Source organism: Streptococcus uberis (genome assembly GCF_900475595.1).
Lineage (GTDB): Bacteria > Bacillota > Bacilli > Lactobacillales > Streptococcaceae > Streptococcus > Streptococcus uberis.
In genome coordinates, this window is sequence record NZ_LS483397.1 from 333472 (window position 1) to 351404 (window position 17933).

At 31.9% G+C, this 17933-nt stretch carries 20 protein-coding genes and 1 pseudogene; 19 read left to right on the forward strand and 2 right to left on the reverse strand.

Annotated elements, in window-relative coordinates; genetic code table 11:
• The 7 genes and pseudogenes from DQM95_RS01925 (at position 1) to DQM95_RS10050 (ending at position 4594) form a co-directional block, all read left to right on the forward strand.
• Positions 1-369, forward strand: coding sequence for a hypothetical protein (locus DQM95_RS01925; RefSeq protein WP_037593263.1), 369 nt, complete (start codon positions 1-3; stop codon positions 367-369).
• Positions 362-2122: a DUF3114 domain-containing protein gene (locus DQM95_RS01930; protein WP_111685919.1), complete on the forward strand. Its 1761-nt coding sequence runs from the start codon at positions 362-364 to the stop codon at positions 2120-2122. The genes DQM95_RS01925 and DQM95_RS01930 overlap by 8 nt, the downstream gene beginning before the upstream one ends.
• Positions 2115-2603, forward strand: coding sequence for a hypothetical protein (locus DQM95_RS01935; protein WP_037593265.1), 489 nt, complete (start codon positions 2115-2117; stop codon positions 2601-2603). The genes DQM95_RS01930 and DQM95_RS01935 overlap by 8 nt, the downstream gene beginning before the upstream one ends.
• 18 nt (positions 2604-2621) lie before the next feature.
• Positions 2622-2810 (forward strand): DUF3114 domain-containing protein, encoded by a 189-nt coding sequence (locus DQM95_RS10195; RefSeq protein ID WP_369123177.1) that lies wholly within the window; start codon positions 2622-2624, stop codon positions 2808-2810.
• A 141-nt stretch (positions 2811-2951) separates the two neighbouring features.
• Positions 2952-3302, forward strand: a pseudogene (locus DQM95_RS01945) (DUF3114 domain-containing protein); the annotation flags it as partial.
• 29 nt (positions 3303-3331) lie between these two features.
• Positions 3332-3769 (forward strand): hypothetical protein, encoded by a 438-nt coding sequence (locus DQM95_RS01950; protein ID WP_037593269.1) that lies wholly within the window; start codon positions 3332-3334, stop codon positions 3767-3769.
• A gap of 327 nt (positions 3770-4096) precedes the next feature.
• Entirely contained in the window at positions 4097-4594 is a 498-nt protein-coding gene (locus DQM95_RS10050; RefSeq protein ID WP_037593270.1) for a hypothetical protein, read from the forward strand.
• Positions 4595-4973: 379 nt separating this feature from the next.
• On the opposite strand, the gene DQM95_RS01960 is transcribed toward DQM95_RS10050, so the two are convergent.
• Positions 4974-6722: a DUF2075 domain-containing protein gene (locus DQM95_RS01960; RefSeq protein WP_037593271.1), complete on the reverse strand. Its 1749-nt coding sequence runs from the start codon at positions 6720-6722 to the stop codon at positions 4974-4976.
• Positions 6723-6813: 91 nt separating this feature from the next.
• Between DQM95_RS01960 and DQM95_RS01965 the strand changes: the two genes are divergently transcribed.
• The gene (locus DQM95_RS01965) at positions 6814-7143 is read left to right on the forward strand and encodes a nucleotide pyrophosphohydrolase (protein WP_037593272.1); all 330 of its coding nucleotides are present in this window, start codon (positions 6814-6816) and stop codon (positions 7141-7143) included.
• Positions 7144-7288: 145 nt separating this feature from the next.
• Here DQM95_RS01965 and DQM95_RS01970 read toward each other — a convergent pair whose 3' ends face one another.
• Positions 7289-7576, reverse strand: a complete 288-nt coding sequence (locus DQM95_RS01970; protein ID WP_037593273.1) for a hypothetical protein — start codon at positions 7574-7576, stop codon at positions 7289-7291.
• Positions 7577-7916: 340 nt separating this feature from the next.
• Here DQM95_RS01970 and DQM95_RS01975 point away from each other — a divergent pair, with 340 nt between their 5' ends.
• The 11 genes from DQM95_RS01975 to DQM95_RS02030 all read left to right on the forward strand — a co-directional run bounded on the left by DQM95_RS01975 (position 7917) and on the right by DQM95_RS02030 (position 17930).
• Entirely contained in the window at positions 7917-8159 is a 243-nt protein-coding gene (locus DQM95_RS01975) for a hypothetical protein (RefSeq protein WP_046390832.1), read from the forward strand.
• Between the two features lie 56 nt (positions 8160-8215).
• On the forward strand, positions 8216-8944 hold the full coding sequence (locus DQM95_RS01980; protein ID WP_037593274.1) for an ATP-binding cassette domain-containing protein: 729 nt from the start codon (positions 8216-8218) through the stop codon (positions 8942-8944).
• Positions 8889-10241 carry a hypothetical protein gene (locus DQM95_RS01985; RefSeq protein ID WP_037593275.1) on the forward strand — a complete coding sequence of 451 codons (1353 nt, stop codon included), beginning with the start codon at positions 8889-8891 and terminating at the stop codon, positions 10239-10241. The genes DQM95_RS01980 and DQM95_RS01985 overlap by 56 nt, the downstream gene beginning before the upstream one ends.
• Positions 10238-10504: a hypothetical protein gene (locus tag DQM95_RS01990; protein ID WP_012657841.1), complete on the forward strand. Its 267-nt coding sequence runs from the start codon at positions 10238-10240 to the stop codon at positions 10502-10504. The genes DQM95_RS01985 and DQM95_RS01990 overlap by 4 nt, the downstream gene beginning before the upstream one ends.
• 346 nt (positions 10505-10850) lie before the next feature.
• Entirely contained in the window at positions 10851-11354 is a 504-nt protein-coding gene (locus tag DQM95_RS02000) for a TlpA family protein disulfide reductase (RefSeq protein WP_111685923.1), read from the forward strand.
• Between the two features lie 113 nt (positions 11355-11467).
• Complete coding sequence (locus tag DQM95_RS02005; RefSeq protein ID WP_037593277.1) at positions 11468-11956, forward strand: DUF2127 domain-containing protein; 489 nt, start codon at positions 11468-11470, stop codon at positions 11954-11956.
• Between the two features lie 78 nt (positions 11957-12034).
• The gene (locus DQM95_RS02010; protein ID WP_037593278.1) at positions 12035-12751 is read left to right on the forward strand and encodes an alpha/beta fold hydrolase; all 717 of its coding nucleotides are present in this window, start codon (positions 12035-12037) and stop codon (positions 12749-12751) included.
• Between the two features lie 566 nt (positions 12752-13317).
• The gene (locus DQM95_RS02015) at positions 13318-14301 is read left to right on the forward strand and encodes a LacI family DNA-binding transcriptional regulator (protein WP_012657846.1); all 984 of its coding nucleotides are present in this window, start codon (positions 13318-13320) and stop codon (positions 14299-14301) included.
• 161 nt (positions 14302-14462) lie between these two features.
• The gene (locus tag DQM95_RS02020) at positions 14463-15380 is read left to right on the forward strand and encodes an ABC transporter permease (protein ID WP_012657847.1); all 918 of its coding nucleotides are present in this window, start codon (positions 14463-14465) and stop codon (positions 15378-15380) included.
• A gap of 7 nt (positions 15381-15387) precedes the next feature.
• Complete coding sequence (locus tag DQM95_RS02025) at positions 15388-16275, forward strand: carbohydrate ABC transporter permease (RefSeq protein ID WP_046389070.1); 888 nt, start codon at positions 15388-15390, stop codon at positions 16273-16275.
• 35 nt (positions 16276-16310) lie between these two features.
• Positions 16311-17930: an ABC transporter substrate-binding protein gene (locus DQM95_RS02030; protein WP_037593279.1), complete on the forward strand. Its 1620-nt coding sequence runs from the start codon at positions 16311-16313 to the stop codon at positions 17928-17930.
• The last annotated feature ends 3 nt before the right edge of the window (positions 17931-17933 follow it).

A 17933-nucleotide genomic window follows, 5' to 3' on the forward strand; every position in this document is an offset into this window, starting at 1 on the left:
ATGACGAAAATGACCTTAGACGAGTTGGAAGAAAAGAAAAAGTCACTCCAAGTTCAATTAGAAATTATTCAAGATAGAAGACGACAGTTGAGAGAATCTCAAGTTGAAACACAAGGGATACAAGTAGAAATCCTACAAAGTATGCGTCAATCTGAGTATTATATAAGTACTGAAAATGAAATGTCTACTCATCAAGATATATCTAAAGAGATAAGTCATCATTATCAGTTGATTGACGATTATTACGACCAACAATTTCAAAAATTGAAAAATGAAGAGGATCAGACTTTGGACTCAATTGACGATTTAACACGTGAGCAACAAAAACGATATTATCAGGAAGATGGAGGGCTAACTGACAATGGTTAAAGTGGATACCGGAACAATGGCTAGTCAAGTTTCCTCGGTCACAACTGTCATGGCAAACCGTGCAATAGGTTTACAAACAGCAAAATCTGCATTATCTGCCTTTGGTTCAACAGATGCATTGACTGGTTCAGCCTATTCAAGTGCTAAAAACTATTCAACAAGTGTTATCATTCCGTTAATTGATGGGATGACACTTTTATCAGATAGTTTAGAAGTTAGTGTGACTCAATGTCAAACACTTTATGATGAGATTTGTGATGGTGAAAGTCTAGATTCGGATGTACTAGAAGCAAAAATTGCATCAGATAAACAGACCTTATCATTAGTGAGAGAATTAAAAAAACACTTAAAAAAGCAATCTGCTACCCTATCAAAAGCATTTGATGGTGTTGAAGATAGTCTTGAAGTTGCCATCAAATCCAATCAGAAAAAATTAGATAATCTCATGAGATTTGATGGAGAATCGGTATCTGCTTTTAGTGATATGAAGGAGTTGAATACTGCCGTTAAAAATGGTTTAGGGACTGTTCAATCGGATATCTCAGCCTTTAAATCAGGTACAAGTCTCCCAGTATACACTGAAGACCAGTTGCCTTGGCAAAAAACGATTAAAGAACAGGAAGAAATCATTTATTCTAAAACTGTTGATGCTTATGTTGATATAGAGTTGAAGGATATGCCCAAAGCTGAAAAGGAAGCTATCCGTAAAGAACTAAAAGGTGATGTCAAATCATTAGGGGACGATGGTTGGACCTTAAGAGCTCTTAACAAAGGCTACCTGAGACAAGGAAAGAAACAAGAAGCAACAATCAAATCCTTGGATGATGCTCAAAGTCACTATAAGGATGCTCATATTGTCGGTTCAGAGACTTTCACATCTATGACAAAAGAAGCTTATAAGAATTCGAAAGAAGGACAAAAAGCAACCATAGTCATGCTTACAACAGTACTTGGTGGTGTCGTGGATAAAAACAACTTCCTTCAATTGGAAAAGGTTAAGTTCAATGATAAGAATCAGAAAGCAAACTACACCTTTACCAAAGACATTAATCAAGCGATAGCCTTTGATAATGCATTTGCTTCAATTGTTCAAGAGGCTTATCCAAAAGGCTTGCCTACTAGTGCAAAACCAGGAACGGCAGACTATAATTTAGCCCAAAAGACGCATCAATTCAGATATTATTTAGACAAACAAAATAACGACGCCCTAAGAGCAAGTTACCCTAAGGAAAAAAATGACTTAGAGCGCATAAAATCTTATAATAAAGATGAAAAAGCAGAGAATCACTTTAAAGGTGAAAAGGCAAGATTGCATAACAAATATCAAGGCTCACCAGAAAATTTTAAAAAGACATTTCCTTCCGTAGAGGATCAAAATGTAAAATACGTTACTTCTGAAAACGGGTTCCATAGTGAGTTTATTGTAGATAAAAACAATCATTTAGTTAGCCAGTGGAATGCTTATGGTGAACCGGATGAAAATGGACATTTCAAATCTTCTCCGCCTAAAAATGGCTTCACCCATGATCAGGAAAGTCAAATCGTTAATGGGAATAGTGTTAACTTTTCAGAGGATGCGGATACTTTACATTCGGAATATGATTCAAACCCAGTAAAAATGTACGATTCTGAAATTAGAGCAAATGTTGAAAAATGGAAAAGTCCTGTCACAGGAAATCGTAATAGAAATCTAGAAGATTATTTTGATGTTAATAAATCAGAGGAAGGGGCAAATAGAAGGATAAATGAGTAGAATAAAAAGATACGGGTTATTAATTGGACTGTTTCTTATAATTAATGTTGGAATTATAGGTTGTAATATGCAAAAGAAGATTAGTGTTGAAAAAATTCATGATGAAATATCATTTTCAAAAACAAATGAAACTGAACTGGTACAAAAATATGGAAAACCGGATACTATAGTAAATAAACCTAAATTAGTTAATGAAAGATATTTTTGTATTGGTAAAGATTCAAAAAGTATTATGAACAAAATTCAGAGTGGTAGTAAATTCGAGGAGACACTATCAATTGATACGAAAAAAATAGATAGACTTCTTGATAAGACAGAGGATGCTCCTTTTGATAAATACTATCAATATGATAATGTATCAGGACTGAAATATGTTAGATTCTATATTAGCAAAAATAAGGTTTACGATTATGAGTTTGGTGAAATTGTAGACAAAGAAAAGGCTAAGAAAGATAGATATCTCAGTCAAATAATGGATTAAAATCAGTTTACAAAACTGATTTTTCTTTTTGATAATGCATTTGCTTCAATTGTTCAAGAGGTTTATCCAAAAGGCTTGCCAACTAGTGCAAATCCAGGAACACCAGACAATAATTTAGCTCAAAAGACGCATCAATTCAGATATTATTTAGACAAACAAAATAACGACGCCCTAAGAGCTAGTTACCTTAAGGAAAAAATGACTTAGAGCGAATAAAAGCTTATAATAGAGATGAAAAAGCAGAGAATCACTTTAAAGGTGAAAAGGCTGCTCTACATAATAAGTATAAAGGCCCACCAGAAAACTTTAAAAAGACATATCCTTCCGTAGTGACCAAATGTAAAATACGTTACTTCTGAAAGTGGGTTCCATAGTGAGTTTATTGTGGATAAAAACAATCACTTAGTTAGCCAGTGGAATGCTTATGGTGAACCGGATGAAAATGGACATTTCAAATCTTCTCCGCCTAAAAACGGCTTCACCCATGATCAGGAAAGTCAAATCGTTAATGGGAATAGTGTTAACTATGCAGAGAAGGATGGAAGAAAACATTATAAAATTGACTCAGATTCAGTAAATAAATATGATTTTAATATTAGAAAAGTCATAATGAAAAACTGGGATAATCCTTCAAATGACAGTCGATCTGAAAAATATTTTCTACAGAGAAGTCTGAAAGTTATGCTAATTCTAAATTAGAGGTTCAGAATGAAAAAAATAAATTAATATTGATTTTTGTATCATTAATATTTATGCTGACACAATCTGCTTGTGTTCATAAAGAAACATTAACAACAGTTATACATGATCGTATTATTTTTGGGAAAACTAACACCAAAGAATTGGAAAATCAGTTTGGTAAGCCAAATGAGGTTGTTCATTCACTTAATAAAGTTAACCGAAAATTTGAAGCTGATAATTCAAAAGAAGGCTCAACAAATGACCTATTAGATGAATATACTAATTATTTTACTACTTTAAAGTATGCTAAAGGAACTCATAATGGTATCTATGAAGCTTATTATGAATATCAAAATAAGGATTATGGACTGGAATATGTTAGATTTTTTATAATAGATAATAAAGTTGAATATGCAATGTATGGTGATATTGTAGACGAAAAAAGTGCATCTAAAGATCCGTACTTAAAAAAGCACTCTCATTAAGTAAAGAATAGGAAACCTGCTGATAATAGGAAATTAGGTTATTTTAATATAACTAAAGCAGAAGAAGAGTTAAAAGAAGAATAATTGAATAAAATAAAAAAATAATAATTGAATAAAATAAAAAAATAATAATTATCTTTTGTTTGTTACTAACCTTGAGCTAGTAGCATGTAAAACTCATAAAAATATCACATTATCTTCAATAAGTAATTCAATAATTTTTGGAAAGACAACATCTGATGAACTTGCTAGATTTTTTGGAGAACCAAATATAATAGAGTGAAGCAAGACTACTGTGAATGAAAAAAGGAATAAACGATTAAATCAATGAAAAATAGTAATTATATAGAAAAATTAAACCATCAAACTTTACCTATTACTATTATTTTATTATTACTACTATTTTTATTAGGGCGATGTAGTTTGAAAAACAATCAATTAAGTTTAGAAAGTATTCAAAAAAATATTGTTCTTGATAAAACAACTGATTCTGATTTGGTAGAATATTATGGTCAACCTGATCTAATTGAAAAAAACAAAAATAAAGTTAAGCAAGAGTATCATTATTGGGAAAATCAAGAATCTGGAACCGATTATTTATTAGAAATGGATACAAATTATTGGGATGATTTAAAATCGAGTGAAAATATTGAGGAAGCCCACTATCCTGATAGTTATTATAGATATGAAAATAATCAAGTTGGATTAGAAAATATAACATTTTATATGAAGGAAAACAAAGTTTATTATTTACATTTTGGTAAAATAATAGATAGAAATGAAGCTAAAAAAGATAAATATCTCAGTCAAATTATAGATAAATAATATGAGGTTGTGATTATATAATAATTTGTTACTTGTATAATAGTAATAAAATTCTTCATTTTATAAGCTCCGAAAACGAATTTTTTGATAACCTTTTAATAACACCTCCGCTACCATATTGTAATACATAGTACACTATATCACACTATATATTACAGTTATCAGAGAAAACCAGGTCTTAAAAAAGCTCGCAAAGCATCACAATTCTCAAAACGTTAATTTGTTTGGATTTATATGCAATATACAAAAAGCATTCCCAATGGAATGCTTTTTTTGATTGAGCAATATTTATTATCACTGTTATCCATGTTTGAAGAGTGTAGAATTAACTATATGGATTTTTAAACGTGTTAAGTATACTGATTTTCAATTTCGAAACTCAATCGATATTAGAAAATGGAACGTTCTTTTTCAGCATTTTTTGAAGTTCTTCATCTACAGCAAAGAGATATAAACCATTTACACCTCGTGTCAATAAAACGTTTAACTCATTTTGGAGTAATGTCTCTCCAAATGACAGTTTACGCCCATCAGACAGTGTTCGACGTTCTTTAGCTTTGGCATTTTTACTTTCACTAGGATCAAAAACAACTTGGCCATTGCGATATTTAACGGAAGGTCCAATGATGACGGCAGCATAGTTTAAATCAAAACCTTGGATAGTATAAGTTGATCCAACCTCATCAATTGTTTGGGATTGTTCAGCCCAAGATAAATCCTTTTCTTTCCTAGATTTAGGTAATTGAAGATTCCAAGGGAGTTTGAAGTCTCCTATTTCTACGTAATAATAATCTTCTTCCGATTTAGTGTTTTTAAATGTCCAATCATAAGTTGCCAAAAGTCTGGAAATACCATTATCTTGGTTTATAGATTTTTTCTTAATTGCTGCATACATTTCTGTTGGAGAATCAAAAACTTTTAAATCATAAGTATTATCAGGAATATAAGGTTTAATCAGACCATCATCAATGAATTGTCGTATCCATGTAATTGTAGAATTATTAGCATTAATTCGCATTTGATTTTTTAACTTTATAACATCTCTTGCATCTAAACGAATTTCAGCCAAATCTTGAGACTCCCAAATTTGCTCAGCAGTTAAAATTTGTTTCTCATCAAAAACAGCTATAACTACTTTAGCATTTTCCAGAATATCCTTGAGATGATTCTTACCGCGATAAGATTGTTTTCCTCGAGTAAGTAGTAAATGAGCTTCGTCAATAATGACAATGTCGGCCTTTTGGTTACATTTAGATTGTTTATTTATGAAACTTGTTGGTTTAGCGACAACAGGCATTTTGTTTCTATTTTTAAGTCCTAATTTTTTAGATAATTGTTCGTAAACAACTAATTGTTGATCATGATTGACAAGTAAATGGATAGATAATTCATTGTTTTTTATGGGAAGTGATTCATCGCTAAACAAGTCATAAAGCAGATTACTCATTAAGACTGTTTTTCCAGAACCAGCTTCTCCTTCAACTAATAATAGTTGCCCTTCTAAATTCTGACTTAAAATTGAAATGGTTTTTAGGATGATGTCATTTTTAGCATCAATCTGTTCATCCGTTAATTTATGAAATGGAGAAGCTTTAAACAAAGCTGAATCTCTAATAATCGATTCAGTCGGAAAAAGTTCGGGATTCGTGCGATGCAATTTTCGCCATACTTTTGAAAAAATTGTTTCCATTGCTTCAGAAGTATAGTAGTTATTTTGTGGGTTTTCTTTTCGATTATTAACTTTTACTACAGCTTCAACACTTGATAGGTAATGTAATAACTTATTTTCTATATCTAAGGTAAGTGATTTATTGAAGTATTTATGCCCGATAATGAACATTTCAGCAGTAGTTGAATCACTTAATTCTATAAAATCTTCTCGGCCGTTACGAATATCATCGTATAAATGTTGTTTTGTTCGTCGACTGATATCATTTGTTTCTCCAATATAGACAATATATTTAGACTTTTGTTTACTGTCTTTATCATTAATAATGTATACGGTAGGATAGTCTAAGATTAAGGATTGATCATTTTCATTAAGTTTTTGAGATTTGATAGAATTTACTGTGAGTGAGTCATAGTTAACTTTAGTAATTACTGGACTATAATTGTTATTTAGTGACATCATAACTCCTAAATAGGTGATAGGTTTATTTTATCATAATTCATACTAATGTAATATAAGTTATGGTAGAATAATAATTAAGAGGTATAAGATGAAGAGTATAATTGACGAGATAAATACATTTAGAGATGAGAGAGAATGGCGACAATTTCATAGTGAGAAAGATTTAGCGATTTCAGTTTCCTTAGAAGCTAATGAATTACTCGAATTGTTTCAGTGGAAAACAAGTGAGGAGGTTATTGAAACGAAACGAGAAAATTTAAAAGAAGAAATTGCGGATGTTGTAATCTATGCATACATGTTAGCTGACAATTTAGGGTTTGATATGGATTCAATAATAAGGGAAAAACTTGCAAAAAATGCAGAAAAATACCCTGTTTCGAAAAGTAAAAATAGTAAAAAAAAATACACAGAATTATAAAAATGGGATATTAAAAGCCAACATCTGAAGATGTTGGTTTTTAATATAGTTTTAGATTCCTTTCTTAAAGCCTTAGCTATTACTATTAATGTTTCTCTATAATTCATTTTACAAAATATGAAATTATAAGATTTTATTTTTTATTCTAATTACCAAATATAGGTAATAGTCCGAAAATGATTATTAAATGAATCCAGTGGGCAAAAAGACTAGCTAAAGCAAGAATGGTAAATCTCATTTCTCTGGTGATTATTGAGATGAGTAACGATATAACACCACAAATGGGTAAGAGTACGTTTGCAACAATAAAGTAAGGATCTTGTCCCATAATTGTTATATCCCAAGGGATCAGTAAGGTAAAAAACCAAATGATGATAACAGAATATAAGTACAAACTTTTATATTTAGTGATGATTTTCTTAAGTTTTAGCATTTGATTACTCCTTTCTTTACCCAAAATAGCTTTTCTAAAGAGAAAAACGTATTATTCTATCTGGTGATTGAATTTTTCTAAGATTTGTGGTGATTAAACTAATAATAGTAAATCAAATCGATGAAGTCGAAACAACTTTTTAACTAATTGTAAAATGATGACAGTAATGAAGAATGATTTTCCTTGAATTCTAAAAGTTAGTCTAAAATTCTAGCAATTAGAGTATTTTTTATCAAAAGAATAAAATAATGATATTTTTTTCGAATGAATAGATAAGGAACTATTTTATAGTGATAGTTTAGTATTTATTAATTTTAACGACATAGGAGGACATTCAAATATGAGATTTTTAGAAACTGTAAACAACCAATTCAAATTAGCTACCCTTCAGTATATCAATCAGTTACATGTGAAATATGAAGATAGAATAGAAAACAGATGGATTTGGATTGTTGTTGCAATGATAGTGCTTGCTGCTATAGGGCTTTATGCCTGGTATTGTACAAGTCGTGGCTATTCTTTTGCCTTCAATATCAAGTATAATTGGCCCAAATCTGGTCAAATGGGCATCGCTTGTAAATAAGAACTGTTAGGAAGGAGCTTAGTGACTTTCAAGCTCTTTCTTTTTTGGGGGGTCTCATGTATAAAATTCATCATCTAAAAAAATCATATGGAAATAGAAGTGTTTTAAATGGGATTAATTGCCAATTTCCTAATAATGGGGTAGTCATTTTGGTGGGAACAAATGGATGTGGTAAAACAACATTTATGAATGTTTTGACAGAAATGACTAGCTTTATGTCTGGAAAAATTTTCTGTAACCAATTTGCTATTGGCAGTAGAGAGTATAAGGAACAAATATTTTATATTCCATCTGATTTTTATTTACCCGAATTCATGACTGGAAGAGAATATTTAGACTTTATCCTGAAGCGATATAAAACGTCAGATTTTAATAATATTGAGATATTACTTGAAGTATTTGATTTGAAAGGATTTGAAAATGAACTCATTGAAAAGTATTCTTTTGGAATGAAAAAGAAAATCCAAATTATTGCTGCATTTTGTTCAGGGACTCCCTATATCTTAGCGGATGAACTATTTAGTGGGTTAGATTTTGATACGGTCATTTTGTTAGAAGATATCATTGAATACCAAAAAAATAAGAAGTGTTTTATTATCGTATCACATGATAGAAATACTCTAGAGCGGTTTCCAAATCATATCTATATCATGTCAAAGGGTAAATTGCTCTCTTATCAGGATAGGGATAAATCTGTAAGTGATATGATTAGGCAAATGGGAGGGATAAGTGGAAAAATCAGTAAATTACAAGAACGTTTTGGAAATGATTCATCTCTTCCTTAATGACTCCTTTCATGGAATATGCAACCGATCTATTTTAAGAAATGCATATGGACGAGTTATTTTATCAATTTTATTTTGTTCAGCATACTTTTTATATTTTTATGTTAACGCCATAGAGTTTGCAAAACTTGGTCAAACACGACAGATATTTTCTGTTGAAGAATTAAATAAGGTGATTAAGCTTTCTATTGCAAGCTATAACAACTTATCTTTTATTTTAGGAATACTAATTTACCAATTAGCACAATATCTTATTTTAATCAAAAATAGCTCTTTATTTATTGTTAAATCCCTTCCTTACCCTAACAAAGAAATCAATTTTGCAATTCATCTCTTTAAACTTGGGGTATCTAGTATCATTTATGAATTATTTTTTATTGTATTGATGCCGGGATTGCAAGTCATTGGATCCGTAAACATAGCACTTTTTTTATTCTGTTCCTGTCATTTATTTTTTTTAATTGGTTATTTGACAAGCTTTCATGCCTATCGACTGGCTAATAAGTATTTGGACGTCATTTATTTGAAGATTAAACCGATCATTTCAGTGATTAACTTAAGTTTGACAGCGTATTACTATTATATTGGGAGATTTATAGTTGAATTCGCCTTATCAAAACAAGTAAGCAATGCATTAGAGTTAGCAATAGATAGTTTTATTTTTTCACTAGTGATAAGTATCCTACTCTTTAGTTTCTTTTCATTTCAAAATGAAGAATACTTTTTCAAGAACGTTTACCTACCTTTAGCGTTTCCAAAATATGTACCTCGATTATTACTTGGATTGCTTAGAACAAAATTGTTTGCTATTTCGAATGGCATATTGTTCCTACTGTCTTTGTACACCTTTACGATAGCTGGGTGTAAGGCGATGTTGGAAGTGACAGCTCCATTATATCCATTATTAAACATAATCTTTTTACGGTATATTGACACGACGATACATGTTCGAAAACTTTTTAATCATTTGAACATAACTGTGATTCAAGAATGGTTGAGTATTTTATTGAGTATACTCATTTATCAACTTCCTTTAATAGTGTTACAACTTGTTTTACCAATGGATTTCCGTAATGTTTGTTTTGGACAAGCTTTGGCATTGGCGTCAGTCATTATAGGCTATTTATTTCCTAAATCAGAAAGTAGTCTAAATGATACGGTAGCAGTGATTTTACTCTTTTTAATAGTAGTCATCATAATAATGGTAAAATCCTCGACTTTGTCAATTGTAATAGCCTATTCAGGGCTCAGTTTGTTCTTGTTTTATTTACTTGTTAGAGAAAGAAGGTTAACGTGATACAAAAATATTCAAAACAATTCTGTTATGTCAACTTATTTTGGGTTATTATCTTTTTAATTGATTATGGAATTGAATTATTCCAAGTCAGCAATTCCGAACGCATTACAATGATGGGTTTATTCATAAAGAATACAGAAAATGATAATGGCATTTACACAATATTTGGGATGACACCAAAATTATTTATGGTTTATTTTAGCATTGTGTTAGGGTGGTTGATGATTTATGCTATTTTTGAAAAAATTTGGAGGAAATCATAACATTGTCCACTTACTTATTGATGATTTTGATTACTTTTCTATTAGTATGTGTGCATGAAGGAATTCATTTTTTAACGGCTTATGTTATGGGATTGTCTCCAAAGTTGAATTGTCATGTTTTAAAACCGTCGGTTTATTTTAGGAATAAACGGAATGACATTAAAAATCTAATTGTCGCAGCAAGTTCCCCTTTACTACTAACTATTTATGGGGTAATGATGAATCCTGAAGATATCCTTACTTTATATACAAAAATACTTTGTCTAACAAATCTTTTAAATTTTTTACCTTTCACCTCGGATGGTGAAGTTATTTTAATATCTATTATCAATTTAGTGAGGCGAAAATGAAACGATATTTGCTTGTCTTATTTTCTTTTATGATCATTCTATTACTGTTAAATTCTGTTGCTTATAGAATGAATACTAGGGAAGGACAATTCGAAATTGAAAAATCGATCAGCTTGCTCCAAGAACCTGTTGATGTAACAATGAATCATTTAAGTCATAAAAAACCAGGAATTTATTATTTTGGGTATCAAAAATGTCCTTGGTGTGAGGAATTTATTCCCATACTTGATGAAGTGTTGAAGGAAAATAATCAAAAATCTATTGTTGTAAATATTAAGTCTAAGTCTTTTACTAAAAAGCATAAACGAGCGTTAAAGCAATTTTATGAGACTTATGAAAAAGGGGAAGTATCGGTCCCTTATCTCGTTATAATAAATTCAAAAGGTAATGTTTATACTCATGTTGGGACATTATCAGAACATAATGCGCACAAAGAAAAGCTAACAAATAGTCAAAGAAATAAACTAAAATCAGTATTACGAAGAAAATTAAGATACTAAAATCATACGAGTCAATATAAAAATAGCTTCTATATTGCTAACGTCTCTAAAGTTCCATTTAAGAAATCTGTGTTACACTTAAGCTATTATCTCGTTTTGAAAAGGGGTTTGTGGTGAATTTTAGGAATGGTGTGTCGGATGCGACGCTTGTGGAGCGCGGTTTTAAGACGGTTCTTTCTTTTAAGTTGCTTTTTGCTATTGGGGAGACCTTGTCTGGCCTTTTGCTCTTTCTATTTAACAATGCGACCATTCATCGTCTGATTGATGTTTTGACTGCTGGAGAATTGATGGAGGATCCCCACTCATTTGTGGCTCGGCATTTAGTCCAGTTAGGGCAAGTGATTACCTTATCCGGTCAACGGATGGCAGCTCTCTATCTTTTGTTGCATGGTATTCTGAAGTTGGGCACACTCTTGCTTTTATTTCGGAAAAAACTATGGGCCTATCCCTTATCCATCTTATTATTTATTGGATTTATCGGCTATCAAATCAGAGAATTTTTAGCCACACATCACATCAGCATGATTGCCTTAACACTGTTTGACTTGCTCATGATTGTCCTCACTTTTCTGGAGTACAAAGAGCTAAAAAAAATGTTTTGAACTCAAATCTTAAAGCTTTAAAACACTCCTTTTCACCAAAATAAGCTACAATAAAAGTATCAAAAAGTGAGGCAAGAGATGCTATTTCATACAAAATCAGGTCATCATATTTATTACGAGGTTCATGGCAAAGGCAAAGCCATGGTTTGCTTTCATGGCAACGGTCAGTCGGTTTCCTACTTCAACCCCCAACTACCCCTAGCGGCAGCTTTTCAACTCATCCTCATCGACACACCAGGGCATGGACAATCAAGTCCCCTAAAGGAAAAATTAACCTTTGCGGCCATTGCGACAGAGGTCAAAGAACTTTTAGATAGCTTAGATATGGAGGATTATGTTTTGGTTGGCCATAGTGATGGTGCCAATCTGGCCATCGCCTTTGAGAATGTATATCCCCAAAACGTCACAGGAATGTTATTGAACGCTGGAAATATCCGCTTTATGGGCTTAAAAGCGCATTCGGTTTTTAGCATCAGCCTTAAAGTCTTAAAGTTGGCGCTTCACAGTTTCTTTAATCCTAAACTCAAAAATGCTTACCATGTTGCCTGGTTAATGATGGCTAACCAGACCATAATCCCGTCAAGCTATTCCAACCAGATTCCCGTCTATGTCCTTGTCGGTGAGAAAGACATGATTCGTGCCAACCATTCACTGGCCATCGCTAAACGCTATGACAAAGGACGCCTAATCACCCTGCCTTACATGGGTCACAATGTCAATAAAAAACCAGAAGTCTTTAATGACATCATCACCCAACTGATGCAGGAGGTGGTGGGAGAAAATATTAAAAAATGAAGATTTTTATACAAATTAACTCTAGAGCTAAAAAAATAGTTCTCTTTTTGTAGCCAAGAGGAGACCTAGTGGATTGTTGGAAATAGAAAAAATGTCAATGGATACTCCTAAAGTGAAATATTATGATACATTAGGCACGTAAATGTGGCTGAGAAGAAAAAACTTTTCAGGAGAATGAGTAAGGATTTTATGATGCAATTTTGTTAGTAAGTATGATTCTATACCGTTTGAGATAGATTTGATGATAAGGCAATTGTATGTAATATTTTCTTTTGTCATGGTAGCTCTTCATGTTTTCTTAAATCCTGCCCTCGAAAAAGCTTTTCACTTTGCTCTAGATGGGTCATAATGTCAAAAAAACCAGAAGTCTTTAATCATATAATCCTAGAATTGGAAAAATAGTCATCTTTAGAATGACTATTTTTTGTAAGAAGTGAGTAAAAGGAAGTTACTGCTAGTAATATTGTTCCTATCTAAATTTAAGTCTTTTAATGTTATTATGGAAAACGATTCCAAAAAATGATAAGATATATGTAAATTAAGTAAAGGAGGTCTCTAATTCACTAATGAACAGAAAGTCATTTACCATGAAAGATGTTGCAAAAAGAGCTGGCGTTAGTGTTGGTACAGTTTCTCGAGTTATCAATCAAGAGTCAGGTATAAAAAAAGTAACACTAGAAAAAGTAACAAAGGCAATAGCTGAATTAAATTATGTTCCAGATAATTACGCTAGGGGAATGAAAACAAATAGAACAGAAACGGTAGCTTTGATTGTTCCGACCATTTGGCATCCATTCTTTTCTGAGTTTGCATTCTATATTGAAAAGGAACTTAGTAATATTAATTATAAGTTATTATTGTGTAATACAGATGGTGTAAAAAAAGAAATCGAGTACATCAACATGTTACAACAGAATAAAGTAGATGGAATAATTGCAATCACGTATAGTCCCATTGAAGACTACCTAGCAACAAATATTCCCTTTGTAAGTATTGACAGATCGTATGGAAATAAGGATATTCCTTGGGTAAGTTCGGATAACTATGCTGGTGGGCAAAAAGCAGCAGAGGTTTTAGTTGAGAATGGCTGTAAAAACTTACTTTTTGTAGGTAGTCATAATCAGACTATTAATGAAACTAAGAATAGAAGAAATGGGTTCGAAGATTTTTTAAGAGATAAGGGTGTTCATTTTAGTAGTTTTGATTTGGAAGAGCCAATTGAAAACTTTAATGAACAATTATATGAGTATTTAGCAGAACATTTAGAAATTGATGGTATTTTTGCTATTAATGATTTTACAGCTCTTGATATCATAGATGCCTTGGCAAAATTAGGAAAAAACGTTCCGCATGATGTACAAATAATTGGTTATGATGGAATCAAATTTGCTAAAGAAAAGTCTTTTCCGGTATCTACAATTAAACAACCATTAAAAGAAATGGCACAAGAAGCAGTTCGTATTGTATTAAGCATTATTGAGAATGAGCCACATAAATTACAGGTTACCCTACCAATCTCATATATTGATGGACCGACGACAAAAAAATAATATTTTGTATTGACAGAAAGCGCTATCAATGATAAAATTTACGTGTAAATAAGTTAGTTTACTTTTTTTATCACATAAAAATGAAACGTTTCAAATAGAGAAGAGTCTTACTTCTCTATTAAAAAAGCAAAAAAATGAAACGTTTCAAAAAGGAGCAAAGGATGAAACGTGAGGCTAAGAAAAATAGCTTTTTAGATAGGGTTAAGAGACAAAAACTTTTATTGTTAATGTTACTACCTGGTCTGATTTTGACATTTGTGTTTAAGTATATTCCTATGTATGGTGTTTTAATCGCATTTAAAGATTATAATCCGCTGTTGGGAATTTTAAAAAGTCCATGGGTTGGCTTCCTAGAATTTCGTCATTTTTTAGCCTCCCCTAATTTTTCTATTTTGCTATTTAATACGATTAAACTAAGTGTTTATGGCTTGTTGCTTGGCTTTTTGCCACCTGTATTTCTGGCGATTATGTTGAATCAATTAATGAGTGAGAAAGCCAAAAAAAGGATTCAGTTAATACTGTATGCTCCAAATTTTATCTCAGTAATTGTCATTGTTGGTATGATTTTCTTATTCTTTTCAGTTGAAGGGCCAGTAAATGATTTTTTGAAAATTTTTGGAATGAAAACGGATTTCATGACTAATCCGGGCTACTTCAGACCACTTTATATATTGAGTGGTATTTGGCAAGGTATGGGATGGGCTTCCACTCTGTATACTGCAACTTTGGTTAATGTCGATACCTCATTGATTGAAGCAGCGCAATTAGATGGTGCAAATATTTTTCAACGCATAAGGCATATTGATCTGCCGGCATTAAAACCAATTATGGTTATTCAATTTATTTTAGCGGCAGGAAATATTATGAATGTTGGTTATGAAAAAGCTTTTCTGATGCAAACTTCACTTAATTTACCTACTTCTGAAATTATATCAACCTATGTATATAAAGTTGGTTTAGTGTCTGGAGATTATTCTTACTCAACTGCTGTTGGCTTATTCAATTCTGTTATTAATATGATTTTATTATTTTCTGTTAATAAGTTTGTTGAAAAAATAAATGATGGTGAAGGGATATAGTGATAGGATGAATACGAATTTATATTCTGATTTTGACAAAAGGATTTTAATCCTTAATAAGATTATCATTGCTTTTTTAGTGTTAATAACGGTTTTGCCAATGGGCTATATCTTGATTGCTTCATTTATGGATCCCCAAGTTTTAGCTAATCAAGGCATCAGTTTAAATCCTCAAGATTGGACAGTCGATGGTTATAAACGTGTTTTAGGTGATAATGCCATACTAAGAGGATTTATTAATTCATTAATCTATTCTACGGCTTTTGCAGTATTGACGGTAATCATTTCCGTTTTAACAGCTTATCCACTTTCAAAAAAAGATTTAGTGGGTAGGCGTTGGATTAACTACTTTTTAATCTTTACCATGTTTTTTGGTGGAGGTTTAGTGCCTACTTATCTACTTATTAAGAACTTAGGTATGTTAAATACCATGTGGTCAATTATCGTTCCTGGAGCGGTTAATGTTTGGAATATTATCTTAGCGCGAACCTATTTTCAAGGTTTGCCTGATGAATTGGTTGAAGCGGCTGTGATTGATGGCGCTAACGATTTCCAAATTTTTTTAAAAATCATGTTACCGTTAGCAAAACCTATTATGTTTGTCTTATTCTTGTATGCCTTTGTTGGGCAATGGAATTCTTATTTTGACGCGATGATTTACATCAAAGATCCGAATCTTGCGCCACTTCAGTTGGTTTTACGTAATATTTTAATACAGAGTGAAGTTAGTCAAAATATGATTGGGGCACAAGCAGCCATGAATGAAATGAAAAAAATAGCTGAAATGATTAAGTATGCCACAATCATTATTTCAAGCCTACCGTTAATTGTTATGTATCCTTTCTTCCAAAAATATTTTGATAAGGGTATTATGGCAGGCTCTCTTAAAGGATAAAAAATAAATTAATTATAAATCAAAGGAGATTTACAATGAAAAAAAGATGGATTGCATCAAGTGTTATCGTACTAGCTAGTACAATTGTTTTAGGAGCCTGTGGTTCAAAAAATACAGTCTCAAGTCCTGATTACGAGTTGAAAAAAGTATCTTTCCCCTTGAAAGATAAAGTGACCTTAAAATTTATGACGAGTAGTTCTACCTTGGCACCAAAAGATCCAAACCAAAAATTAATCTTAAAGCGCTTGGAAAAAGAAACAGGTGTAAAAATAGAATGGACAAATTACCAATCAGATTTTGCTGAAAAACGAAATTTAGATATCTCCAGTGGGGATTTACCAGATGCAATTCACAATGATGGTGCTAGTGATGTCGAATTAATGTCCTGGGCAAAACAGGGTGTCATTGTACCTGTGGAAGATCTTATAAAGAAATATATGCCAAATCTTCAAAAGGTTTTAGATGAGAAACCTGAATATAAGTCAATGATTACAGCGCCTGATGGACATATTTATTCCTTCCCGTGGATTGAAGAATTAGGCGAAGGAAAAGAATCAATTCATAGTGTTAATGACATGGCCTGGATTAACAAAGCTTGGTTAGATAAGTTAGGCTTAAAAATGCCTCAAACCACAGACGAATTAGTAAAGGTTTTGGAGGCCTTTAAAACGCAAGATCCAAATGGAAATGGTAAGGAAGATGAAATTCCAATGTCATTTATCAATAAACCAGGTAACGAAGATTTTAAAGTCTTATTCGGTTCCTTTGGAGAAGGTGATAATGATGATCATCTTATCGTTTCTAATGACAACAAAGTGGATTTTACAGCAGATAATGATTCATACAAAGAAGGAGTTGCATTCATGCGCTCCTTACAAGAAAAAGGCTTAATTGATAGTGAAGCCTTTGAACAAGATTGGAATACCTATATTGCAAAAGGTGGAGAAGACCTTTACGGAGTTTACTTTACTTGGGATAAAAATAATATTTCAAAAAATAAAAGTGACTATGAAGTGTTACCAGTATTAGCTGGACCTAATGGACAAAAAAATGTGACACGTACCAATAATGTCGGTTTCTCAAGAGATCGCATGGTTATTACGAGTGCAAATAAGAATTTAGAATTAACTGCAAAATGGATTGATCAACAATATGCTCCGCTCCAGTCTGTTCAAAACAATTGGGGAACGTATGGTGACAAAAAACAACAAAATATTTTTGCGTTTGATAAAAATCAAAAAATGTTGAAACATTTACCGTTAGAGGGAACTGCACCAACTGAGATTCGTCAAAAAACGGAAGTCGGAGGTCCGTTGGCTATTTTAGATAGTTACTATGGAAAAGTAACAACTATGCCAGACGATGCGAAATGGCGTTTAGACATCCTAAAAGAAAATTACGTGCCTTATATGAAGAACGAATCTATTTATCCTAAAATCTTTATGAAAGAAAAAGATTTGGATAAAGTAGCGCAAATCGAGGCTGACATGAATGATTACATTGCTCGTAAGAGAGCAGAATGGATCACTAAAGGTGGTATTGATAAAGAGTGGGAGTCTTATAAGAAAGAGTTAGAGCGTTATGGATTAACTGAGTGGCTAACTATCAAACAAAAATATTATGATGATTATGTGAAAACTAAGGATAAGGAATAATAA